Annotated in this window: 22 protein-coding genes; 14 read left to right on the top strand and 8 right to left on the bottom strand. The window is 65.1% G+C overall.

The window, feature by feature from the left end:
- Nucleotides 1-10 precede the first annotated feature (10 nt).
- From IAG25_RS29885 to IAG25_RS29860, 6 genes are read left to right on the top strand one after another with little or no spacing between them, the layout of a single operon-like run.
- Nucleotides 11-481 carry a chemotaxis protein CheW gene (locus IAG25_RS29885; RefSeq protein WP_187608045.1) on the top strand — a complete coding sequence of 157 codons (471 nt, stop codon included), beginning with the start codon at nt 11-13 and terminating at the stop codon, nt 479-481.
- Nucleotides 478-1806: a CheR family methyltransferase gene (locus IAG25_RS29880; RefSeq protein WP_187608044.1), complete on the top strand. Its 1329-nt coding sequence runs from the start codon at nt 478-480 to the stop codon at nt 1804-1806. Before IAG25_RS29885 ends, IAG25_RS29880 begins: the two co-directional genes overlap by 4 nt.
- The gene (locus IAG25_RS29875; RefSeq protein ID WP_187608043.1) at nt 1803-2537 is read left to right on the top strand and encodes a chemotaxis protein CheW; all 735 of its coding nucleotides are present in this window, start codon (nt 1803-1805) and stop codon (nt 2535-2537) included. The genes IAG25_RS29880 and IAG25_RS29875 overlap by 4 nt, the downstream gene beginning before the upstream one ends.
- Nucleotides 2534-4798 (top strand): hybrid sensor histidine kinase/response regulator, encoded by a 2265-nt coding sequence (locus tag IAG25_RS29870; RefSeq protein WP_187608042.1) that lies wholly within the window; start codon nt 2534-2536, stop codon nt 4796-4798. The genes IAG25_RS29875 and IAG25_RS29870 overlap by 4 nt, the downstream gene beginning before the upstream one ends.
- Nucleotides 4795-5793: a chemotaxis response regulator protein-glutamate methylesterase gene (locus IAG25_RS29865; RefSeq protein ID WP_187608041.1), complete on the top strand. Its 999-nt coding sequence runs from the start codon at nt 4795-4797 to the stop codon at nt 5791-5793. The genes IAG25_RS29870 and IAG25_RS29865 overlap by 4 nt, the downstream gene beginning before the upstream one ends.
- Before the next feature lie 45 nt (nt 5794-5838).
- Nucleotides 5839-6957: a diguanylate cyclase gene (locus tag IAG25_RS29860; protein WP_187608040.1), complete on the top strand. Its 1119-nt coding sequence runs from the start codon at nt 5839-5841 to the stop codon at nt 6955-6957.
- Between the two features lie 89 nt (nt 6958-7046).
- Here the strand turns inward: IAG25_RS29860 and IAG25_RS29855 are convergent, their stop codons facing one another.
- The 5 genes from IAG25_RS29855 to clcA all read right to left on the bottom strand — a co-directional run bounded on the left by IAG25_RS29855 (nt 7047) and on the right by clcA (nt 11093).
- Nucleotides 7047-7208: a DUF1328 family protein gene (locus IAG25_RS29855; protein WP_035509367.1), complete on the bottom strand. Its 162-nt coding sequence runs from the start codon at nt 7206-7208 to the stop codon at nt 7047-7049.
- A 203-nt stretch (nt 7209-7411) separates the two neighbouring features.
- On the bottom strand, nt 7412-7582 hold the full coding sequence (locus IAG25_RS29850) for a hypothetical protein (protein WP_187608039.1): 171 nt from the start codon (nt 7580-7582) through the stop codon (nt 7412-7414).
- A gap of 289 nt (nt 7583-7871) precedes the next feature.
- Nucleotides 7872-8486: a LysE family translocator gene (locus IAG25_RS29845; protein ID WP_035509314.1), complete on the bottom strand. Its 615-nt coding sequence runs from the start codon at nt 8484-8486 to the stop codon at nt 7872-7874.
- Nucleotides 8487-8623: 137 nt separating this feature from the next.
- Entirely contained in the window at nt 8624-9652 is a 1029-nt protein-coding gene (locus IAG25_RS29840; RefSeq protein WP_187608038.1) for an aldo/keto reductase, read from the bottom strand.
- A gap of 115 nt (nt 9653-9767) precedes the next feature.
- Nucleotides 9768-11093, bottom strand: coding sequence for a H(+)/Cl(-) exchange transporter ClcA (gene clcA, locus IAG25_RS29835; RefSeq protein WP_187608037.1), 1326 nt, complete (start codon nt 11091-11093; stop codon nt 9768-9770).
- Between the two features lie 114 nt (nt 11094-11207).
- Here clcA and IAG25_RS29830 point away from each other — a divergent pair, with 114 nt between their 5' ends.
- The 3 genes from IAG25_RS29830 (at nt 11208) to IAG25_RS29820 (ending at nt 14910) form a co-directional block, all read left to right on the top strand.
- On the top strand, nt 11208-13508 hold the full coding sequence (locus IAG25_RS29830; protein WP_187608036.1) for a VTT domain-containing protein: 2301 nt from the start codon (nt 11208-11210) through the stop codon (nt 13506-13508).
- Nucleotides 13505-14230, top strand: a complete 726-nt coding sequence (locus tag IAG25_RS29825) for an endonuclease/exonuclease/phosphatase family protein (RefSeq protein ID WP_187608035.1) — start codon at nt 13505-13507, stop codon at nt 14228-14230. The genes IAG25_RS29830 and IAG25_RS29825 overlap by 4 nt, the downstream gene beginning before the upstream one ends.
- 221 nt (nt 14231-14451) lie before the next feature.
- Nucleotides 14452-14910 carry an HU family DNA-binding protein gene (locus IAG25_RS29820; RefSeq protein WP_187608034.1) on the top strand — a complete coding sequence of 153 codons (459 nt, stop codon included), beginning with the start codon at nt 14452-14454 and terminating at the stop codon, nt 14908-14910.
- A gap of 113 nt (nt 14911-15023) precedes the next feature.
- Here IAG25_RS29820 and IAG25_RS29815 read toward each other — a convergent pair whose 3' ends face one another.
- Nucleotides 15024-15923: a LysR family transcriptional regulator gene (locus tag IAG25_RS29815; protein ID WP_187608033.1), complete on the bottom strand. Its 900-nt coding sequence runs from the start codon at nt 15921-15923 to the stop codon at nt 15024-15026.
- A 115-nt stretch (nt 15924-16038) separates the two neighbouring features.
- Here IAG25_RS29815 and IAG25_RS29810 point away from each other — a divergent pair, with 115 nt between their 5' ends.
- The gene (locus tag IAG25_RS29810) at nt 16039-16782 is read left to right on the top strand and encodes an SDR family oxidoreductase (RefSeq protein ID WP_187608032.1); all 744 of its coding nucleotides are present in this window, start codon (nt 16039-16041) and stop codon (nt 16780-16782) included.
- Between the two features lie 7 nt (nt 16783-16789).
- On the opposite strand, the gene IAG25_RS29805 is transcribed toward IAG25_RS29810, so the two are convergent.
- Nucleotides 16790-18370, bottom strand: a complete 1581-nt coding sequence (locus tag IAG25_RS29805) for a 3'-5' exonuclease family protein (RefSeq protein ID WP_187608031.1) — start codon at nt 18368-18370, stop codon at nt 16790-16792.
- Between the two features lie 139 nt (nt 18371-18509).
- On the opposite strand from IAG25_RS29805, the gene IAG25_RS29800 reads away from it, so the two are divergent.
- From IAG25_RS29800 to IAG25_RS29785, 4 genes are all read left to right on the top strand, one after another.
- Complete coding sequence (locus IAG25_RS29800) at nt 18510-19916, top strand: circularly permuted type 2 ATP-grasp protein (protein WP_035509358.1); 1407 nt, start codon at nt 18510-18512, stop codon at nt 19914-19916.
- Between the two features lie 22 nt (nt 19917-19938).
- The gene (locus IAG25_RS29795) at nt 19939-20892 is read left to right on the top strand and encodes an alpha-E domain-containing protein (RefSeq protein WP_187608030.1); all 954 of its coding nucleotides are present in this window, start codon (nt 19939-19941) and stop codon (nt 20890-20892) included.
- A gap of 3 nt (nt 20893-20895) precedes the next feature.
- Nucleotides 20896-21693 (top strand): transglutaminase family protein, encoded by a 798-nt coding sequence (locus IAG25_RS29790; protein WP_187608029.1) that lies wholly within the window; start codon nt 20896-20898, stop codon nt 21691-21693.
- A gap of 67 nt (nt 21694-21760) precedes the next feature.
- On the top strand, nt 21761-22627 hold the full coding sequence (locus IAG25_RS29785) for a proteasome-type protease (RefSeq protein WP_075583951.1): 867 nt from the start codon (nt 21761-21763) through the stop codon (nt 22625-22627).
- 110 nt (nt 22628-22737) lie between these two features.
- Here the strand turns inward: IAG25_RS29785 and IAG25_RS29780 are convergent, their stop codons facing one another.
- Nucleotides 22738-23892: a porin gene (locus IAG25_RS29780; protein WP_187608028.1), complete on the bottom strand. Its 1155-nt coding sequence runs from the start codon at nt 23890-23892 to the stop codon at nt 22738-22740.
- Nucleotides 23893-23980 lie beyond the last annotated feature (88 nt).

Genomic DNA, 23980 nt, shown 5'->3' with positions numbered 1-23980 from the left:
GCGCGCCGCGATGCTCTTCGTCCAGTTCACGCTCGGTTCCGACCGCTATCTGCTCGACAGCGCGCAGATCGAGCGCATGCTGCCGCTCGCGCCGCTGAAGGCGTTGCCGGGCGCGCCCGAATGGATCGCGGGCGTGCTCGATTACGAAGGCGCGAGCGTGCCCGTCATCGATATCGCGGCACTCGCGCTTTCGCGTGCGTCGCAGGAAAGGTTGTCGACGCGCCTCGCGCTCGTCGCGTATCCGCGTTGCGGCGCGGATGGCGTGATCACGCATCATCGGCTCGGCCTGCTGCTCGAACAGGCGACGCGCACCGTCACGTTCGACGCCGCTTCGTTCGGCGATGCGGGCATCGACACGCCGCACGCACGTTATCTCGGACCGCTCACGCGCGACGATGCCGGACTGCTGCAATGGGTGCGCATCGAGCATCTGTTGCCCGACGACGTGCAGGCGCTGCTCTTCGCGGAGACCGGCGCATGAGCGCGTTACCGACACCTTTCGCCGATGCCGGTCACGGCGAGCCATTCGGCATCGGCCGCTTCATCGAGCTGCTGCATCGCACGATCGGGCTCGATGCCGAATCGATCGGCGCGAACTCCGTGTCGCGCGCGGTGCGTGAGCGTTACAACCTGTGGCGCGACGAACAGAGCGGCACGCTGGACGACTACTATCGCGCGGTCACGCAGGATGCCGCGCGCATGCAGGAGTTGATCGAAGCGGTCGTCGTGCCGGAAACATGGTTCTTTCGCGATCCCGAAGCCTTCGCCGCGCTCGCGCGTCTTGCACGCGTGCGCCTGCACGAGCGGCCCGCGAAGCCGTTGCGCGTGCTGAGCGCGCCGTGCTCGACGGGCGAGGAAGCCTATACCGTCGCGATGGCGCTGATCGAAGCGGGCATTCCCGCCGAGCGCTTCACGATCGATGCCATCGACGTGAGCGAACGCGCGCTCGCCGTCGCGCGCCGTGCGCATTACGGGCGCAACGCGTTTCGCGGACGCGCGCTCGAGTTTCGCGAGCGTCATTTCCGCGCAGCCGATGGCGGCTGGCAACTCGATCCCGCCATTGCGCAAAGCGTGCGCTTCTCGCAAGCCAATCTACTGCAACTCGATACGCACGCGTTCGAGCGCTTCGATTTCATTCTGTGCCGCAACGTGCTGATCTACTTCGACCGCGACACACAATGCGCTGTCTTTCGCGTGCTCGATGGACTGCTCGCGCAAGGCGGCACGTTGTTCGTGGGTCCGGCGGAGACGGGTCTGCTGATGCGCGAGGGCATGAGTTCCGCGAACATCCCGCTCGCGTTCGCGTTCAATCGCGCCGAGCGTCAGAGTATGAGCGTCTTCGATGGCACATGGCCGGCTGTGCCCGCCGTGAAGACGCCGCCGCCGATGAAGACCGTGTTCGTGCTGCCCGCATGGGCCAGCGCGCCGCCCGTGGTGCGTGCAACGCCTGCGCCGGTTATCAAGCCGCGTGAAGAAACGCGCGTTCAGCCCGAGCCCGCTAACAGCCTCAAACATGCACGCGAACTCGCCGATGCCGGGCAGCTCGACGCCGCCGCGAACGCCGCGCATGCGTATCTGGGCGTGCATCCGTCGAACGCGGATGCGTACTACCTGCTCGGCGTGATCGCCGATGCGCGTGGCGAGCATCAGGCGTCGCGCGGTCACTATCGGCGCGCGCTGTATCTCGAACCTTCGCATCGCGAAGCGCTCACGCATCTTGCTGCATGCCTTTCGCTCGACGGCGATGAAAGCGGCGCACGTCGATTGCTCGCGCGCGCCGAGCGCGTCACCGGGAGCGCACGATGAACGCCCGCGACATCAACATCACGATCGATATCGACGATTGCTGGAACCGCATCGGCGTGCGCGGCGATGCATCGTGTCTGAAGCTCGAACGCCACGTGCATTGCCGCAATTGCCCGGTTCACGACGAAGCGGCATCGCGCGTGCTCGATCGCGTCGAAGCACGCACGTCGATCGAACAGACGAGCGCGGCGTCGTCGAACGAAACGCGTAGCGTCGGCCAGAAGGACACGCTTTCGTGCCTCGTGTTTCGTATCGGCGGCGAATGGCTCGGGCTGCCGACGACCGTGTGCGCGCAAGTCGCGCAATTGCGTCCGGTGCATTCGCTGCCGCATCGGCGCAATCGCGCGGTGCTGGGCCTCGTCAACGTGCGTGGGCGGTTGATCGTGTGCGCATCGCTTGCACGGCTCTTCGATATCGAAGAACGCGGCGTGAAAGATGCATCGCACAACCAGGCCCTCGATGCGCGCGAACTCGGCCGTCTGCTCGTGATTCAGCGCGCGCAAGGCCGCGATCATCGCGCGAACGGCGATCATGAAGGTCCGATCGCGTTTCCCGTCGATGCCGTCGACGGCGTGCACCGTTTCACGAGCGCAGAGCTTCAGCCCGTGCCCGCGACGCTCGCGCAGCGCCTGTCGTCGCATGCGCACGCGGTGGCTGCGTTCAAGGACTCGACCGTCGGCCTGCTCGACGCCGATCGTCTTATCGACAGCATGAACCGGAGCCTCACATGACGAGCATCGATCCGGGCCGGTCGTCGTTGCTCGAACTCTTTCAGGAAGAAGCGCGCGGGCAGGCGCAGATTCTTTCCGATGGCCTCATCGCGCTCGAACGCGCACCGCGCGATCCGGTCACGCTCGAAGCGTGCATGCGCGCCGCGCATTCGCTGAAGGGCGCGGCGCGTGTGGTCGGCGTGCCGGTCGGCGTGACGCTCGCGCATGTGATGGAAGATTGCTTCGTCGCCGCGCAGGACGGGCGCGTCGTGCTCGATGCAGGCCATATCGACATGTTGCTGCGTGGCGTCGATCTGATCGTGCAGATCGGCGAGGCGCGCGACATCGATGCGCAAACGGCGCTCGAACGCGACGTGGATGCATTCGTCGATGCGCTCAATGCGCGTCTTGAAGGCGCTGAAGTGGCCGAAGCGCCGCTTTCGAATTACGTCGTTCCGGATCTCTCGGAAGAACTCACGCTCGATGAGACGCCCGAGCCAGTTCTTGCACCCTCGCGCACGAACGAAGCCCGCATGTTGCGCATGCGCGCCGACACGCTCGATCGCCTGTTGAGCCACTCGGGGGAATCGCTCGTCGAATCGCGCTGGCTGAAGCCGTTTTCGCAATCGATGCTGCGCGTGAAGCGCATCCAGCACGATGCGAGCCGCGCGCTCGAACGTCTGAACGAAACCCTCACCGAAACGAACGCGACACAACTCGATGCCCGCGCACACGCCGCGCTCGACGAAGTGCGGCGCTTGACGGCCGAAGCGCATCGTCAGTTGAGCGAGCGTCTCGCGGAACTGGAAAACTTCGATCGCCGTTCGACGCATCTCGCGCAACAGATCTACGACGAAGCGCTCGCATGCCGCATGCGTCCTTTCGTCGACGCGACCGGCGGCTTCGCGCGCATGGTCCGCGATGTCGCGCGCGGGCTCGGCAAGGACGTGCGCCTCGTCATCGCCGGCGAAACGACGCAGGTGGATCGCGACATTCTCGATCTGCTCGACGCGCCGCTCGGTCATCTGTTGCGCAACGCGGTCGATCACGGCATCGAGGAAGCATCGTTGCGGCGCGCGCTCGGCAAGCCCGAAACCGGCACGATCACGCTCGAAGCGCGCCATAGCGCGGGTTCGCTTTTCATCAGCGTGTCGGATGACGGCGCGGGCGTCGATCTCGATGCACTGCGCCGCGCCGTCGTGCGCAAGAATCTGGCGAACGAGGACACCGCGCATCGTCTCACCGAAGCCGAACTGCTCGAATTCCTGTTCCTGCCCGGCTTCTCGATGCGCGATGCCGTCACCGATGTCTCCGGGCGCGGCGTCGGCCTCGATGCGGTGCAGGACGTCGTGCGGCAAGTGCGCGGCAGCGTGCGCGTGACGCAGGAAGCAGCCGCGGGCACGCGCTTCACGTTGCAATTGCCGCTCACGCTCTCGGTGATCCGCAGCCTGATCGTCGAGGTCGCGGGCGAGCCTTATGGACTGCCGCTCGCACATGTCGCGCGCACGCTGGTGCTGCCCGCGAGCGCCATCGACACGCTCGAAGGCCAGCAGCACTTCTCGTTCGATGGCAAGCGCGTCGGACTCGTCACCGCGCATCAGATTCTGCAGACCGCCGCATTCGAAGCGGCGAGCGATGCGCTCAATGTCGTCGTGATCGGGCAGGGCGCGGCGAGCTACGGCATCGTCATCGACCGCTTTCTCGGCGAGCGCATGCTGGTCGTGCAACCGCTCGACAAGCGGCTCGGCAAGGTGCGCAACATCGCGGCGGGCGCGCTGATGGAAAACGGCGACCCGCTGCTCATCGCCGATCTCGACGACTGGCTGCGCTCGGTCGAAAAGCTCGTCGGCAGCGGCGAGCTCGGGCGCGTGGGCGCGGGCGCGGCGCGCGCGGCCGTGATGAGCGCGAAGCGCGTGCTCGTCGTCGACGATTCGCTCACCGTGCGCGAGCTCGAACGCAAGCTGCTCGCGTCGCGCGGCTACGACGTATCCGTCGCGGTCGATGGCATGGACGGCTGGAACGCGGTGCGCGGCGAGCGCTTCGATCTCGTCATCACCGATATCGACATGCCGCGTCTCGACGGCATCGAGCTCGTCACGCTCATCAAGCGCGATGCGCAACTCTCCGGCCTGCCGGTGATGATCGTGTCGTACAAGGATCGCGCGGAAGACCGTCAGCGCGGCCTCGATGCCGGCGCGGACTATTACCTCGCGAAAGGCAGTTTCCACGATCAGGCGCTCATCGACGCCGTGCGCGATCTTATCGGCGAGGCGAAATCATGAAAATCGGCATCGTCAACGACGTTTCGCTCGCTGTGGAAGCGCTGCGGCGCGCGCTCGCGGCGCGGCCCGACTTCGAGATCGCGTGGGTCGCACACGATGGTCAGCAGGCGATCGACTATTGCGCGGCGCACACGCCCGATGTCGTGCTGATGGATCTCGTGATGCCGAACGTCGATGGCGTGCAGGCGTCGCGGACCATCATGGCGCGCTCGCCGTGCGCGATTCTCGTCGTCACCGTGGATGTCGGCGCGAACGCGTGGCGCGTGTATGAAGCGATGGGCGCGGGCGCGCTCGATGCCGTCGATACACCCGCGCTCGCCGGCGCCGATGCGCGTCGCGGCGCGGCGGCGCTGATCGCGAAGATCGACCAGATCGGCGCGCGGCTCGCGTCGTCCAGTGCATCGTCCGCTGGCGCGACGAGCCTGCCGAAAAGCAATGCGCGGCTCGTCGCGATTGGCGCATCGGCGGGCGGCCCGGCCGCGCTCGCGACGCTGCTCGGCGCTTTGCCGAAGGACTTCGCGGCGGCCACCGTCATCGTGCAGCACGTGGATCGCGCGTTCGCGGAAGGCATGGCGCAGTGGCTCGATGCGCAATCCGCGCTGCCCGTGCGTGTCGCGCGCGAAGGCGACAAACCCGTGCCGGGCGAAGTGCTGCTCGCCGCGACCAACGATCATCTCCATTTCGCCGATGCCACGCGTCTCGGCTACACCGCGCATCCCGAGCAACTGCCTTACCGGCCTTCCGTCGACGTGTTCTTTCAGAGCGTGACCGAGCGCTGGACCGGACGTGCGATCGGCGTGCTGCTGACGGGCATGGGACGCGATGGCGCGATCGGCCTGAAGGCGATGCGCGCGAAGGGCTATCACACGATCGCGCAGGACGAGGCGACGAGCGCGGTGTACGGGATGCCTAAGGCCGCGGCCGCGCTCAATGCGGCGGTGTCGATCCTGCCGCTGCCGCGCATCGCCGGCGCAATCGCCACGGCATTCGACTGATTTCGCAACGAACCAACCGATAAGCACTCAATAAAGGACACGTTCATGAAACTTCCTCATCCCGATCCGCTGGCCGAGCGCGCGAGACGGGCCGCGTCGGCAGCGGCGGCGAGCATCGAGCGCGCGGGCTCGCGTGCGATGGCGGACGAGCGCGCCGTGTCCGATCTGCTGGCGGCCGCATTGAACGCGCCGCCCGCGGCCGAGTTGCCGGTGATGGTCCTGCTCGTGGACGATCAGGCGATCATCGCGGAGGCGCTGCGCCGCGCGCTCGCGGAAGAGGCGAACGTCGATCTGCACTACTGTGCGAATCCGGAAGAGGCGCTGCGCACCGCGCAGGAAACGCGGCCGACCGTGATTCTGCAAGACCTCGTGATGCCCGGCGTCGATGGTCTGACGCTCGTGCGTCAGTACCGCGAGCATCCCGCGACGCGCGACATTCCGATCATCGTGCTCTCGACGAAGGAAGAGCCGCGCATCAAGAGCGCGGCGTTCGCGGCGGGCGCGAACGATTACCTCGTGAAGCTGCCCGATACGATCGAGCTCGTTGCGCGCGTGCGCTATCACTCGCGTTCGTATCAGAACCTGTTGCAGCGCGACGAGGCGTATCGTGCGCTGCGTCAGTCGCAGCAGAAGCTGCTCGAAACGAATCTGGAATTGCAGCGGCTGACGCATTCGGACGGACTGACGGGTTTGTCGAATCGCCGCCGTCTCGATGATTATCTGAATGCCGAATGGCGGCGTGCGGCGCGCGAGCATGCAGCCATCGGTTTCCTGATGATCGATGTCGATAACTTCAAGTCGTACAACGATACCTATGGGCACGTTGCAGGCGACGATGTGCTGAAGCTCGTCGCGCATACGATCGAGACGAGCCTCAATAGCCCCACCGATCTCGCCGCGCGTTTCGGCGGCGAAGAGTTCGCGGTGGTGCTGCTGTCGTCGTCGGCGCCGGGATTGCGGCTGCTCGGCGAGAAAATACGCATCGCGGTCGAGGCGCTCGATGTGCCGCATACCGGTTCGTCGAGCGGGCGTGTGACGATCAGCGTCGGCGGTGCGACGCAGATGGCTACATACGACGATGCGTCGAAGCAACTCGTCGAAGCGGCCGATCTCGCGCTCTATCGGGCGAAGCGGGATGGGAAGAACCGGGTGATCATTACTTGATTTGCGGCGGTTTTCAGGCGTGAAAAAAACGCGCGGCCTCGAACAGGGGCCGCGCGTTCTCGTTTGTCGAGCCTGCTACGTGAACAGCCTCATCGCCTGAACACGCCGAGCAGCAAGGTCGCCAGAAAGATCACGATGAAGATGAAGAACAGGATCTTGGCGATTTCCGCCGCGCCCGTGGCGATTCCGCCGAAGCCGAAGAAGGCCGCGATGATCGCGATGATGAAGAAGATGACAGCGTAACGGAGCATGAAGCCCTCCCGTGTTGATCGGTTGACCGGTTGATTCGCAGGCGGGCCGATGCCGCCGCTTTCGCTCATCGGATTTTGCCGCGCATCGTTCAAAGCAACGGGCGTGCCCAGCGCGCGCACGATGCAAAAACGCCGCAATGACCGAAGACATTGCGGCGTTGCGGATCGCGTCTTAATCGGCGCGACGGGCCCGGCTGTCGAGGCTAACGGCCTTGTGTGCGACCGGAGTCGGAATCATCGTCGAGATCGTCTTCGTCGTCGACGCTGTTGAGCGCATCCGGCAGGTTGTTCTCCAGTTCATCGCGTTCGATCTGATCGGCCAGGTCGAGGGATTTGCGCGTGGCGGGACCGGATGGGCGATTGGCTCCAGACATGGCGTACTCCTTGAACAGATTTCAAAGCCGCGCCGACGATTCGGCGCGAACCAACGGACTAGCAAGGCATGTACGCGCCGGGCTGAAAACGCCGCCTTAAAGGATCGCTTAAGGATCGTTCGAGCGGCCAAGTGGACAGACGATGCTGGCGAGAAAGAAACGCAGTCCCAAACTTGCAAGCGGGACGGCAGATTTTGCGTGCCGGCGCGTAAGGTCAGTATGCACCGGACCGGCGTTCGAGGCAAAGAGGGCGCGCGCTTTTGATGCAGCGCGCGTTTCGCCTCACGCATCAATCGAAGAAATGAGCGACGATCGGATACAGCGACAGCACGAGCAACACGGCCATCGTGATGTTGAAGATGCGCAGCCAGCGCGGATTCGCGAGAAAGCGCCGCAGCGACATGCCGAACGCCGCCCACATCGTGATGCACGGCAGCCCGATCACGACCAGCACCAGCGCCATCAGCGCCGCGTTCAGCGAGAGGCTCGCGTGCAAGTGGATGGTCGTCGCGGCGGTGAGCACCATCATCCACGCTTTGGGATTGATCCACTGGAACGCGATCGCTTCGTGAAAGCGCATCGGGCGCGCCTGGCCATCGCGCATCTGCACCGACGACGACGTGCCGATCTTCCACGCCAGATACAGCAGGTACGCGACGCTCGCCGCTTCCAGCACGGTATAGAGGAACGGCAGACGCTCGAACGCCTGCGCCAGCCCGAGCCCGACCGCGATCATGAGAATCGCCATGCCCGCGCTGATGCCGAGCACGTGTGGCACCGTGCGCTTCAGGCCGAAATTGACGCCCGAGGCGAGCAGCATCGTGTTGTTGGGGCCGGGCGTGATCGTCGTCACCAGCGCGAACAGCGCGGCGGCGGGCAGGGCATTCAGGAGTTCGGTGGGCATGGCGCGCTCCGGTAATTGCAGATTCGATGGCGCCAAGTGTACGGGAGCTAACCGGTACAGTACCGATACAGATTCGGAGAAGCCTCCCGGTACGGATGCCGACCGTGGCGGGCCGGCCCGCCACGTGTTCGTCACGCTTAAACCGGGAACGGATTGCGTTCCGCGAATCCTTGCTGATGCCAGTACGGATACGCCGGCTTGACGGTGCTCGCCTCATCGAGCTTCTGCACCTGCTCCGCGGTCAGATTCCACCCGACCGCGCCCAGGTTCTGCCGCAGTTGCTCCTCGTTGCGCGCGCCGATGAGCACCGTCGCCACCGTCGGACGCTGCAGCAGCCAGTTGAGCGCGATCTGCGGCACGGTCTTGCCGGTTTCCTCTGCGATGGCGTCGAGCGCATCGACGACGCGATACAGATACTCGTCCGGCACCGGCGGCCCCATGTCGGCGGTCTTGTGCAGGCGGCTCGTCTCGGGCAGCGGCTGGCCGCGGCGAATCTTGCCGGTGAGACGTCCCCAGCCGAGCGGGCTCCACACCACCGCGCCGACGCCCTGATCGATCCCGAGCGGCATCAGCTCCCATTCGTAATCGCGGCCGATGAGCGAGTAGTACGTCTGATTGGCGACATAGCGCGGATAGCCGTAGCGGTCCGCCACATCGAGCGATTTCTGCAGATGCCAGCCCGAGAAATTCGACACGCCCGTATAGCGGATCTTGCCCGCGCGCACGAGATCGTCGAGTGTGGAAAGCGTCTCTTCGACGGGCGTTTTCGCATCGAAGCCGTGCAACTGGAAGATGTCGATGTAATCCGTTTGCAGGCGCTTAAGCGCCGCGTTCACGGCCTGAATGAGATGAAAGCGCGACGATCCGACGGCGTTCGGGTCGTCCTCGTCGAAGCGGAATGTGGCCTTGGTCGAGATGATGACCTTGTCGCGCCGGCCCTTGAGCGCTTCGCCGAGTATCGATTCCGATGAACCGCGCGAGTAGATGTCGGCGGTGTCGAACATCGTGACGCCTGCATCGAGGCAGATGTCGACGAGCTTGCGCGCCTCGCTTACGTCGGTCTCGCCCCATGCCTGAAAGAATTCGCCCTTGCCGCCGAAAGTGCCGGTGCCGAAGCTCAATACGGGAACCCTGAAGCCCGAAGCACCGAGATGTCGATATTCCATTGCGTGTCCTCGTGGATGAAGCCGGTGGGCGCCGCGCTTCGTGCGTGAAGCGCGGCGCAACGAACGTCCATCGACGAGACTACCGCAACGGCTTCGCGCATGCAGGACGCAGGCGCTAGCGCCGGTTGGCCGCCCGGTCGCCGAGCGAATCGTAAATCGGCGGCACGCGCAGGAGCATCGGCACGACCATCGCGGTGAAGCAGGCGGTGAGCATCGGCAGGAGCAGGGTGAAGCTCGCCGTCATCTCGGTGACGAGCACGATGCCCGTGACCGGCGCACGCACCACCGCGACGAAGAACGCCGCCATGCCGACGACCGCGAACGTGCCCGTGTCGCCGGTTGCGGGCGCCATGCCGGGGAACCAGTCGAGACACACGCGGCCGAACAGGAGGCCCATCTGCGCACCGAGCGCGAGCATCGGCGCGAAGATGCCGCCGGGCGCGCCCGCCGCGTACGACACCGGTCCGAGCAAGAAGCGCAACGCGAACATCGCGGCGACGCCGGCGAGCGTGCCGCTGCCAAGGAGCGCGCGCTCGGTCAGCGCATCGCCGCCACCGGCGAGATCCGGCGCAAACCAGGCGAGCAGGCCGATCGCCGCGCCGACCATCGCTGCGCGCATCGTCGCGTGTTTCACCGATCCGGACGGCCCGAAAGAGTCGGCGATGTGGAGCGTCCAGACGATGAGGCGGCTATACGCCGCGCCGAGCAGACCCAGCAACGCGCCGAGCAACAGATGCGCGCCGGTCATCTCGAAGCCGGGAAACGGTTGCGCCGGGAGATGGAAGTCGGGGAAGTCGCCATGCAGCAGACGCGCCATTGCGATCGCGCTCGCCGATGCGCCGAGCGCCGCGACCGCCGTGCGCGCATCGAAGCGGCGCGTGAGTTCTTCGAGCACGAACACGGCGCCCGCGATCGGCGCATTGAACGCGGTCGCGAGCCCCGCGCCCGCGCCGGCCGCGAGCAGCACGCGGCAATCGACGACGTTGCGCCTGAAGAACGTGCCGATGGCATGCGCGATCGATGCGCCCATCTGCACTGTCGGCCCTTCGCGGCCGAGCGCGAGCCCCGCGCCGATGGCGAGCACGCCACCCACGAACTTGATCGGAATGAGCACGAGCGGCGCGGGCGGCAATCTGCCGTGCAGCACCGCTTCGACATGCGGAATGCCGCTGCCGCTCGCCATCGGCGCGAAGCGCGCGACGAGCCACGCGGCGAGCGCGGCGGCCGCCGTCGCCGCAAGCACGACGAGCACGATCGCCCAGTCGTGTCCTGCATGCGCCCACGCGACGAACGCGTTGCGCCATGCATCGGCGCGTTCGAGCGCGAAGCGAAAGAGCACGCCGATCGCGCCCGTCACCGCGCCCACGACGACCGACGCCGCCGCGAGCGCGACGAGTCCCGCGTGCTCGTCGTCCTGATTGTTGACTTCGTTGTCGTTCATCGGGCAGCTCGCTCCGGAATCGGCAAATGCAACGAAGCGTATCACCGCGCGGCGCGGCGGGCATGGTGCTTGCAAAACGAAAGTTATTTCGACGCGGAGTGCTGTCGAGAGCACATGAGTCAAGCCAATCACGACGAGCCGTTTTTCCAGCCAGGACGCAATTGCGCGAGCGTGCGGCATGCCGAGCGCTTCAGCTTGCTCATCGACGGCGCGGATTATTTCCGCGTGCTGCGCGAGGCGCTCACGCGCGCGGAACGCACCGTGTTCATCCTCGGCTGGGACATCGACAGCCGCATGAAGCTCACGCCCGAAGGCGCGGACGACGGTTATCCCGAAGCGCTCGGCGATTTTCTGCACGCGATCACCGGCGACAAGCGACGCCTGCGCATCTACATCCTCGCGTGGGATTTCGCGATGCTCTATGCATTCGAGCGCGAGTGGCTGCCGGTCTACAAGATGGGCTGGCGCACGAACCGGCGCATCGCGTTCCAGATGGACGGCAGGCATCCGCTCGGCGGCTCGCAGCATCAGAAGATCGTCGTGATCGACGATCGTCTCGCATTCGTCGGCGGTCTCGATCTCACGCGCTCGCGCTGGGATACGACCGCGCACGCGCCCGACGAGCCGTTGCGCCGCGATGCGAACGGCGCGGCCTATCAGCCGTTCCACGATGTCCACACCATGTTCGACGGCGACGCCGCACGCGAAATCGGCCTGCTCGCACGCGAACGATGGGCGCGCGCATGCGACAAACGTCTCGCGATCCGCGCGCATCGCGCGGCCTTTCAGCAAGACCCGTGGCCGCCTTCGCGACGCGTCGATCTCGATGATGTCGATATCGCCATCTCGCTCACCGAGCCCGACTATCTCGGCCGCGAACCAGTGCAGCAGATTCGCACGCAGTATCTCGACGCCATCGCGCGGGCGCGGCGCAGCATCTATATCGAGAACCAGTACTTCACGTCGGGCACGGTCGGCGCTGCGCTCGCCGATTCGCTCGCGCGCGAGGACGGCCCCGATCTCGCCATCGTCGTGCCGCGCAATCAGAGCGGCTGGCTGCAGGAAGTGACGATGGGCGTGCTGCGCGCGCGCCTGCACACGCTGCTCAAGCACGCCGATACGCATGGCCGCTACCGGCTCTTGTGCCCGAGCGTGCCGAATCTCGGCGACGAGATCGTCAACGTGCACAGCAAGCTGATGATCGTCGACGATGAATTGCTGATCGTCGGCTCGGCCAACCTGAACAATCGTTCGATGGTGCTCGACAGCGAGTGCAACGTGTCGATCGATGCGGGCGCCGATGCGCGCATCCGCCGCGCGATCGCATCGATGCGCGACACGCTGCTCGCGGAGCATCTCGGTTGCGAGGTCGCGGATGTCGTGCGCGAGCGCGACGCACGAGGCGGCATGAACGCCGCGATTCAGGCGCTGCTGCGCGATCGCGACGAGCATCGCACGCTGGTGCCGCTCGACCCGCAGGTGTCGACGGAACTCGATCAGCTGATTCCGCCCGAAGCGCTGATCGATCCCGAAACGCCGATCGCCGCCGACGAACTCGTCGATCAGTTCGTGCCCGCGGAGAAGACGCGGCCGCTCATCGGACGCTTCGCGCTGCTCGGCGTGTTCGCGCTGATGATCGTAGGCGTGGCGGCGCTGTGGCACTGGACGCCGCTCGGCGACTACGCGAACCTGAAGTCGCTCACGAGCGCAACGCGCCATATCGACTCGCTGCCGCTCGCGCCGTTGTGGATCGTCGTCTGTTACGTCGTCGCGGCGGTCATGTCGGTGCCGATCACGCTGCTGATCGCGGCGACGGGCCTCGTCTTCGGCGCGTCATGGGGCGGCGCTTACGCGTTCCTCGGTACGACGATCGCGGCGGCCATTTCCTATTCGCTCGGCAACTGGCTCGGCCGCGATGCGGTGCGCAAGCTCGCGGGCGCGCGCGTGAACCGGCTGTCCGAGCGCGTCGCGAAGCGCGGCATCGTCGCGGTGGTCGTGTTGCGGCTGCTGCCGGTCGCGCCGTTTGCGATCGTCAATCTGGTCGCGGGCGCATCGCATATCCGCATGCGCGACTTCATGATCGGCACGATGCTCGGCATGGGTCCGGGCATCTTTCTGACGGTCGCGTTCGCGCATCAGCTCGTCGCTTCGCTGCATCGGCCGACGATCGGCTCGTTCGCGGTGCTGATCGGCATCGGCGCGGTGTTGATTGGCGTGTCGCTGCTGCTGCAGCGCTTTCTCGGCCGCGCGGATCAGAAGGAAGCCCACGAAGGCGCGCCGGGCGATGCCGACAAGCCGCGCGCAAGCGACGAAGCCCGGCGCGCGAGCGAGCTGCGCGAGAACGGCACGATGCCGCGCGATGCGGCGGCGCGCGCATCGACGAGAAACGAGCGGCCCGACGAGGTCAACTCATGACGTTGACGCGTGGAGAGCTGCGTATCGCGACATACAACCTGCATGGCGCGATAGGCATCGACGGGAAGTTCTCGCCGGAGCGCATCGGCGCAGTGCTCGCGGAGATCGATGCCGACATCTTCGCGCTTCAGGAAGTGCCGCTCGGCGGCAGCGGTTCGCCCGATGTGCTCGATGTGCTGCAACGCATGACGAACCTTCACGCGGTCGCGGGCCCGACGCTCGATACGCCCGAGCGCCGTTACGGCAACGCGGTGCTCACGCGCTATCCGGTGCGCGCGGTGCGCACGCTCGATCTGTCGTTCAGGAGCCGCGAGCCGCGCGGCGCACTCGATGCCGACATCGATTGCGGCGGCGAACTGTGGCGCGTCGTCGCGACGCATCTCGGTCTTGCATCGAGCGAGCGGCGTGCACAAGTGGAGCGAGTGTTGCAAAACTTCGATACGCCCGCGCTGCCCGTGATCCTGCTCGGCGATCTCAACGAGTGGTTCGTCTATGGCCGCACGTTGCGGCGGCTCGTCACGCACTTTCATCGCGCGAGCGCGTTGCGCACCTTTCCGACGCGCTATCCGCTCTTCGCGCTCGATCGTATCTGGGTGCATCCCGGCGAGCGTCTCATGCGCGTCGACGTGCATCGCACACGGCTGTCGCGCATCGCTTCCGATCACTATCCGCTCATCGCTCACATCGCGCATCGCGCGTTTGCATCGTCCATGCAGGGTTAAAACGCATGACGTGTTCGATGTAAACGCAGCGAAGAACATCGCCAAGGATGCCTTCATGGCTCGCGTGTCAGCGCGACACCACGAAAAACCCCTATAAAAACGATATAAAAGCGCAAAAGACTCGCACGAACTCGCTTGGCCTATGTAGAATCCGGCGTGATACGAACGCATCGGTGCGAACGTATTCGAATATCACTGACCAAAAAACAGGTAGGAGAAACATGCCGACTTCCGCTAAAACCGCTGCAAAGAAGGCCCCGGCCAAGAAGGCCACGGCGAAGACCGCCGCCGCACCGGCGAAGAAAGCTGCAGCACCGAAGGTTGCCGCGAAGAAAGTAGCCGCGAAGAAGACCACGGGCGCTCCCTCGCCGATCAAGGATACGTTCACGAAGGCATCGCTCGCGACGCATCTCGCAGATCGCGCCGCTGTCGATCTGAAGGCTGTGAAGGCCGTGCTGGTCGCGCTGGAAGACACCATCCTCGGTTCGATCCACAAGAAGGGCGCTGGCGAATTCACGCTGTCGGGCCTGCTGAAGATCTCCGCGCAATCCGTGCCGGCGAAGAAGAAGCGCTTCGGCAAGGACCCGTTCACGGGCGCAGAGCGCTGGTTCCCGGCCAAGCCGGCAAGCGTTCGTATCAAGGCGCGCGCGTTGAAGAAGCTGAAGGACGCAGCGGCTTAAGTTTCTCTAGCCTGCGTTGCGGCTTTGGTTTCGTTGGCGAAATCGAAGCTCGATGAAAAAGAGGCCAGCTTCCCTTTAGTGGGATGCTGGCCTCTTTTGCTTGTGCGTTTCGATCAGCCGCGCACGTTGAATGGCGCGAAGACCTCGCTCAACCAGTCCGCGAAAACCCGTACGCGCGCGGAGAGCTGACGGTTCTGCGGATAGAGCACGGAGACGGGCATGGGCGGAGGCGGAAGGTCCGGAAGCACGACTTGCAGACGGCCATCGGCGAGCGCATCGTCGATGTGATAGCGCGGCACCTGCACGATGCCGAGCCCCGCGATCGCCGCTTGCGTATAGAGTTCGACGCCCGACACCGAAACCGCCGCACGCAGTTCGATGGTCTCGATACGCTCATCGACCGTGAACTCCAGCGGCAGCACGCGGCCCGTCGCGCTCGATACGAAGTTCACCGCGCGATGCGACGCCAGCGCTTCGAGATCATCCGGCACGCCTTCACGCGCGAGATACGCGGGACTCGCGACGGTCACCTGTTCGAGCAGCGCAACGCGCCGGCCGATCATCGACGAATCCTGCAACGTGCCCGCGCGCAGCACGCAATCCACACCTTCGCGCACGAGATCGACGAGCCTGTCGTCCTCGCCGATATGCAGTTCGATCAGCGCATGCCGTTCGAGAAACGCGGGCAGTCCCGGCATGACGAAGTGCCGCGCGAGCGCGCCTTGCAGGTTCACGCGCAACAGACCCTTCGGCGCCGTATGTCTGAACGAGCCTTCCGCTTCCTCAAGATCCGCGATCAGACGCACGCAACGCCGATAGTGTTCCTCGCCGTCATGCGTGAGACGCACGGTGCGCGTCGTGCGTTCGAGCAGGCGCGCGCCGAGCCGCTCTTCCATGCGCTTCATCAGATTGGTGACGGTGGCGCGCGGTATCTGCAGATCGTCGGCGGCCTGCGTGAAGCTGTGCCGCTCCGCGATGCGCACGAAGACCTGCATTTCCTGGAATCGATCCATGAGTTCGGGATTGTTGAAGCAACTGGAACGATGATACTAAGCCACACGCGATGATCGCGGAAACGGAATGATTCATCATGCTCTCCATCGAACAGCTTTCCTTGAGGAGCACATCATGAGTCAGATCAATACGAAGCGCGTGGCCGTCGTCACGGGTGCATCGCGCGGCATCGGCGCACAGATCGCGCGGCGTCTCGCGCGCGACGGCTTCGCGGTCGCGGTGAACTATGCGTCGAGCGCGAAGGAAGCGGATGCGCTCGTCGCCGAATTGCGCGAAGCGGGAAGCGCATCGATCGCGGTGAAGGCGGATGTCGCCAAAGCGGACGACGTGCGCCGCATGTTCGAGACCGTCGAAGCGGAACTCGGCAAGATCGATGCGCTGATCAACAACGCGGGCGTGCTCAAGACCGTGCCGCTCGCCGACACGAGCGACGCGCTCTACGAGCAGACCTTCGATATCAACGTGCGCGGCACCTTCAACACGCTCCGCGAAGCGGCGGCGCGCATGAACGGCGGCGGGCGCATCGTCAATTTCTCGAGCACGACGCTCGCGCTCAACATGCCTGGTTACGCGATCTACAACGCGACGAAGGCCGCGGTCGAATCGTTCACGCATGTATTCGCGAAGGAGTTGCGCGGACGCGGCATCACGGTGAATGCGGTTGCACCGGGGCCGGTAGCGACGTCGCTCTTTCTCGACGGCAAGACCGACGAACAGATCGCCACGTTCTCGAAGATGCCGCCGCTGGAAAGACTCGGTCAGCCGGACGATATCGCGTCGGTGGTCGCGTTTCTCGTCGGGCCGGATGCGGGCTGGGTCAACGGACAGGTGCTGCGCGCGAACGGCGGCATCGCGTGAGCCGCGCCTAGAACATCAGCGCGAACTGATCGATGGCGACGGCGCGGGGCTTCGTCGCGCGTTTCGTCTGCTGTGTGATGGTCGCGGCGACCGCGCGCACAGGCGCGTCCTGCACGACGAGATGAAACGCCGGCCGCGCATCGCAGGCGATCCACGTGAGCTGTCCGGACGCGAGACGTTTCGCGATCAGGCTGTACACGTCGGAATCGAAAGGACGCAGGTCGGGTGCATCGGCGAGCAGCGGCGCGATGTCGGCGCGCGTCGCGCACGTGCCGATATAGCTCCATCGATCGATCACGTGCCATGCCTCGCGGCCGGTTTGTTCGTCGCGCTCGGCGATGGCGATCGGCCCTTCGTGCGGCCATTTCACGAGGCGCGCATGATCGAGCGCGGCGAGCGCGCGCGCCGCGTGATCCGCGAGTGTTTCCGCTCCCGCACACGATCCGAGGCAGCGTTTCACCTGATAGCCGAAGCAGCCGCGCCCGCGCGACAGCGGCGCTTTTTCGAGTCCGAGCGTCGCGTGACAGAGCGTGTTCTCGTCGGCGACATGGCGCATGAACGCAAGCGCCTTCGCGCGCGATGCGAACACGCCGAAGAGATGATCCTCGCGCGACAGATCGCGCCGGTTCGCCTTCACGAGCGCCGGTGCGCTCGCGCCCGGCAGCCACTGCCATGCGCATGTTGCCGACGCACCCTTCAGCAGGCGATTGTGCGTCGGCTTCAATGCCTTCACGAGCTTCGCTTCGAGCAGCAGCGCGCCGAGTTCCCCGACCGTCTCCCGGCATTCGATGCGACGGATGGCCTGCGAGATCGACAAGTCCTTCTGAAGCCTGTGATCGCCCGAAAAATGGGCCGCGACGCGCTGTTTCACGTTGATGCTCTTGCCGACATAGAGCGGCACGTCGTCGTCGCCGTGAAAGAGATAGACGCCGGGCGTCGATGGCAACGCATCGAGCGCGCCTTCGGGCAGCGCGGCGGGCAGGCTCGCGCGCCGCACCAGCGTTTTGATGGCGGCATCGACGAGATCCTGCGAATAGAGCGCGTGAATCTTCTGCCAGAACTGCCATAGGAGATCGGCATCGGCGAGCGCGCGATGGCGTCCTTCGGGCGCGAGATTCAGCCGCGCGATGAGCGCATCGAGACCATGCCGCTCCACCGATGGAAAGAGCGCGCGCGAGAGCCGCACCGTGCACAGCGTATCCGCGCGAAACGCGATGCCCGCGCGCCGGAACTCGTTCTTCAGAAAGCCGTAATCGAAGCGCGCGTTGTGCGCGACGAAGAGCTTGCCATGAAGACGTTCGGCGAGCGCGGGCGCGAGCGATTCGAAGCTCGGCTGGCCGCGCAGCATCGAATCTTCGATGCCGGTCAGGCGCGAGATGAAAGGCGGCACCGGCACACCCGGATCGACGAGCACGCTCCAGCGCTCGATGCCCGCCGTGCTCGCTTCCACCACGCCGATCTCGGTGATGCGATCCTCGGTTGCGTTCGAGCCCGTGGTTTCCAGATCGACGAACACGATCGGGCGCGCGAGTCCCGCGAGCAGGGCATCGGCGAGGGAGTCGGTTTCTTCTTCGAGCGTGTCGGACATGGGTGAAACGGTGAGCATGAACGCCGAGTCTAGCGCAAACGGGCATGCACCATTGCGGCACGTTAAAAAATTCGCACGCGCGAAGTGCTTTCGTTCGATACTGCGAAAAAGCCGCTGAAACAACGCGAAGGACGCAATGATGCAGATCTACGATGAAATGCGTCAGGACGACTCCGTGCGCCGTCACTACGCACGGTTTTCGCGCTGGCTCGCAATGCAGAGCCCCGAGACGATCGCGCGCAAGCGGGCGGAGGCGGACGTGCTGTTCCGGCGCGTCGGCATCACGTTCGCGGTGAACGGCGACCTGTCCGGCACCGAGCGGCTGATTCCCTTCGACATGATTCCGCGCATCATTCCCGGCGACGAATGGCGCGTGCTCGAAGCCGGTCTGCGGCAGCGCGTGCAGGCGCTCAATCTCTTTCTGCACGACGTCTATCACAACGGCGATATCGTGCTCGCCGGGCGCATTCCCGCGGAGCAGGTCTATACGAACGCGCAGTATCGGCCGGAGATGCAGGGCGTGGACGTGCCGCTCGACGTGTACGCGCATATCGCGGGCGTCGATGTCGTGCGCGCGGGTGGCGCGGGCGAGTTCTACGTGCTCGAAGACAATCTGCGCGTGCCCTCGGGCGTCTCGTACATGCTCGAAAACCGCAAGATGATGATGCGGCTCTTCCCCGAACTGTTCGTGCAGAACCGCGTCGCGCCGGTCGCGCATTATCCGGATCTGCTGCTGGAGACGCTGCGTTCGATCGCGCCCGAGGGTGTCGACGACCCGGCCGTCGTCGTGCTGACGCCCGGCATGTACAACTCTGCTTATTTCGAGCACACGTTCCTCGCGCAGCAGATGGGCGTGGAGCTCGTCGAAGGCAAGGATCTCTTCGTCGACGACAACTACGTCTTCATGCGCACGACGCACGGGCCGCGCCGCGTCGACGTGATCTATCGCCGCGTGGACGACGACTTTCTCGATCCGCTCGCGTTCCGCGCGGATTCGGCCCTCGGCATTCCGGGCTTGCTGACGTCGTATCGCGCGGGCCGCGTGACGCTCGCGAACGCGATGGGCACCGGCATCGCCGACGACAAATCGATCTATCCGTTCGTGCCCGACATGATCGAGTTCTACCTCGGCGAGAAACCGATCCTCAACAATGTGCCCACCTATCAGTGCCGCAAGCCGGACGATCTCGCGTACACGCTCGCGCATCTGGCGGAGCTCGTCGTGAAGGAAGTGCACGGCGCGGGCGGCTACGGCATGCTCGTCGGACCGGCATCGACGAAGGACGAGATCGAAGCGTTCCGCGCGCTTCTGCTGGCGCGGCCCGAAGGCTATATCGCCCAGCCGACGCTCGCGCTCTCCGCGTGCCCGACCTTCGTGGATGCGGGCATCGCGCCGCGTCATATCGATTTGCGGCCGTTCGTGCTCTCCGGCCGCGAAGTGTCGATGTGCGCGGGCGGCCTCACGCGCGTCGCGCTGCGGGAAGGCTCGCTCGTCGTCAATTCGTCGCAAGGCGGCGGGACGAAAGATACCTGGATGGTCGATTGATTCACTTACCGCACATGACCTCATGCTGAGCCGCACTGCCGATCACCTGTTCTGGATGGCGCGCTACATGGAACGCGCGGAGAACACCGCGCGCATGCTCGACATCGACATGGAAGGCGCGCTCCTGCCGCAGACGCCCGAACAGGAGGCGCGCGGGCAACGCTCGGTGCTGAAGATATCCGAGCTTGAGGAGATGTTCGACGAGCGTCATCCGGGATCGTCCTCGCGCGACGACATGCTGCATTTCATGGTCGCCGATGCGCGCAATCCGTCGAGCATCCTCTCCTGCCTCCAGGCGACGCGCGAGAACGCGCGCGCGGTGCGCGGCACGCTCACGACGGAAGGCTGGGAGACGATCAACTTCACGTGGCTCGAATTCAATCAGCGGCTCGCGAACAGGGAACTCGAAACGGGCCCGGATGCGCTGTTCGAATGGGTCAAGTACCGCTCCAATCTGTGCCGCGGCGTGATGCAGGGCACCGCGCTGCGCGACGACGCGTTCTTCTTCATGCAGCTCGGCGCCTATCTCGAACGCGCGGACAACACGGCGCGCATTCTCGACGTGCGCTTCGCAGACGCGACGCCCAATTCGCGCGAGGCGGCGCGCCAGCTCGAAGACTTCTATTACTGGACGTCGATCCTCAGTTCGGTGTCGGCGCTGGAGATCTATCGCAAGGTGTATCGCGATGTCGTGACGCCGGCGCGCGTCGTCGAACTGCTGATTCTCAACGAGCAGATGCCGCGCTCGCTGCTCGCCTCGCTCGATGGCGTCTGCGATACGCTCGCGAAGCTGCGCACCGACGCGTCGAAGGATTGCGAGCGCTTCGCGGGCAAGCTGCGCGCGGACGTGCTGTACTCCGACATCCGGCTGATTCTGGAGACGGGCGTGCACGCGTGGCTCACGCAGTTCCTGAAGCGCGTCGATGAACTCGGCCTGCAAGTGATGCACACCTTCCTCATGTTGCAGATTGCGTGAATCATGCTGCTGACCATACGCCACGACATCCGCTATCACTACGCCACGCCGGTCACGTATTCGATCCGGCAGTTTCGCGTGAGTCCGGCAAGCGGGGCGTCGCAGATCGTGCGGCACTGGCATGTCGAAGCGCCGGGCAAGCTCGATGCGGCGCGCGACGCCTATGGCAACGCACTGCACACGCTCGTGCTGACGAAGCCGCACAGCGAGATTCACGTGAGCGTGACGGGCGAAGTCGCGACGGAAGCGCTGCCCGACGGCCGTCTCTTCGACGAAGCCGGGCCGATCCCGCTCGAGCATTTCACCTGCGCGACGCCGCTCACGATGCCCGATGCCGCGATCCGCGCGCTCGCGCACAGCGTGCCGTCGCTCGATACGCCCGCGTCGCTCGTCTCGCTGGCGGAGCGCATCGGCGAGCGCGTGCAGTATCGCAGCGAGCCGGCGTATGCCGCGGGCACGGCCGCGCTGGCGCTCGCGAGCGGCTTCGGCGACGCGCGCGATATCGCGCATCTGCTGCTCGCGTGCTGCCGTGCGCGAGGCGTGCCCGCGCGTTGCGTGAGCGGCTATTTCGACGCTGGCGCGGACGAGGCCGTGACGATGCACGCATGGACCGATGTCTGGGTGGAACACGGCTGGATATCGGTGGATGCGACACAGGGCGCGTTCGCGGGCGAGCGCCACTGCCGGCTCGCGGTGGCGCGGGACTACGAGGCGGCAGCGCCGGTGCGCGGCTCGCGCGTGGGCGGCAAGGAGGAGACGCTCTCGGTGCACGTCGGTATCGACACGCTGTGGGATCAGTAACGGGAGGGATGCGACACGCGTTCGCGCTCAGTACAATGAGGGTTTGCTTGTTTCAGGATCGATTGACATGACTTATTGCGTGGGCATGTGCGTGGACGAGGGACTCGTGTTCCTGTCCGACACGCGCACCAACGCCGGCGTGGACCACGTGAGCGCCGCGCGCAAGATGGTTGTTTTCGAACAACCGGGCGAGCGCGTGATCGTTTTGCTTGCGGCGGGCAATCTCGCGCTGACCCAGGCCGTGACGCATCTGCTCGCGGAACCGACCGACCCCGGCGCACCGACGCTCTACAGCGCGCCGACGATGGCGGAAGCGGCGCGTATCGTCGGCGATGCGGTGCGGGAGGTGCATCGGCGCGACGCGCTGTCGCTCGCGGAGTTCAGCGTCGACTTCAATTGCAGCTTTATCCTCGGCGGACAGATTTGCGGCCAGCCGCCGCGTCTTTTCATGATCTATGCGGCGGGTAATTTCATCGAATCGACGCGCGTGTCGCCGTATTTTCAGATCGGCGAATCGAAGTACGGCAAGCCGATCATCGATCGCGTCATCACGCCGGCATCGCCGCTCGACGAAGCCGCGAAATGCGCGCTCATTTCGATGGATTCGACACTGCGCTCGAATCTTTCGGTCGGTTTGCCGCTCGATCTGCTGGTCTATGAAAAGGACTCGCTGCGCGTCACGCGCTTCGCCACGCTCGACAACAACAGCGCCTATTACCAGATGATCAACAAGACGTGGGGCGAGCGTCTGAGGCAGCTTTTCGGCGAGATTCCGAACCCTTCCTGGACCGAGCTCGACAACGTCCCGCTGCGTCCGCGCGAAACGCGCAGCACGGTTCCGCGGCTCGTCATCGGCGACCTGCCGTGCCCGGGCGCGCCCGCGCAGACGCTCGCGGAAGACGTCGAAAAGAACGGCAACGCGCCGCAGCTCTGACGTAACAATCGCGAGCACGAAAAAAAACAGCCATCGGAAAACCGATGGCTGTTCGAGCGTACTGCGGTCCTCCCGGCGCGGCACTTGCGTGCCGCGCCAGTCGGTTGTTCTTAGAACTTGTGGCGCAGACCGATGAGCACCAGTTCCTGGTGGCTGCGGCCGCTGGCGAAACCGAAGTCGCTGATCGAGGCTTGCGCTTCTTGCGTCGTGCCGTCCGCGTTGCGCTGCGTGCCGCTCGCGTGCTGATAGGCGCCGACAGCGTAGACGTCGGTGCGCTTCGACAGCGAGTAGTCCGCGCCGATCGAGACCTGGTGGTAGTTCGCCGACGTATCGCCGCTTGCGTGCGTGTACGTGTAGCCCAGACCGAGCAGCGTTGCCGGGGTCAGCTGGAAGTTCACGTAACCGTTGGCCACGTTGAACTTCTCTTGTTCCGTGAACGTCGAGTTGCCGTCGTTCTTGTACTGCGCGAAGCTGTACGAAGCGCCGACCGTGAACGGACCGAACACGTACTGGCCTGCACCGCGCGCGATACCGATCGCGTGGGCCGTGTCGTAGCCGGCGTTGATGACCGTGTTGAACAGCGAGTCCGACGACGGGCTGTTCCAGCCGGCCGCGCGGTTCGCCGACGGGTTGTTCACGTACAGGTAGCTGGCCGCGATCGAGAACGGACCGTTGCCGTACGTTGCCGCACCGCCCCAGGTCTGGCCCTGGCCGGTCGTGCCCGCCAGGTTGCTGAAGCCGTAGATGCCTTCGAACTGGAAGCCACCGAACACCGGCGAAACGTACTTGACGGCGTTGTTCACGCGCAGGCTGTTGTCGTAGTTGTCGACGTCGCCCGGCGTAGCGAACGCTGCGCCCCAGTAGTTGTCGCCCGTGAGGCCCTGAACCATGTCGACCGACGGGTCATACTGACGACCCAACGTGACCGTACCCCACTGGTTGCCGCTCAAACCGACGAACGCTTGACGGCCGAACAGGCGACCGCCCTGGTTCGACTGGCCCGTGCCCGGATCGAAGCCGCTTTCCAACTGGAAGATTGCCTTCAGGCCGCCACCCAGGTCTTCCTGACCCTTCAAGCCCCAGCGCGGGCCGGAGAGCGTGCCGTTGACCATGCCGAACAGATGGTCGCCGTTTTCGTTGGCGTGGCTCACGTAAGCGAGACCGGTATCGATCACGCCATAGAGCGTGACGCTGCTTTGTGCTTGCGCCGCACCTGCTGCGCCGAGGAGCGCCAGCGAGAGGGACGTCAGTGCGATTCGTTTCATCGAATTCTCCACGCGAATGATTAAAATCGTTGTTGCCGGCGCAGAGAATAACGCAACGTTTCGTAACTTAAGAAACGAAAAAATATTG

The sequence above is a fragment of the Caballeronia sp. EK genome (genome assembly GCF_014384845.1).
GTDB classification, from domain to species: Bacteria; Pseudomonadota; Gammaproteobacteria; order Burkholderiales; family Burkholderiaceae; genus Caballeronia; species Caballeronia jiangsuensis.
The sequence above is the reverse complement of the archived record's forward strand: the minus strand, read 5'-3'. Positions and strand labels throughout refer to the sequence as shown.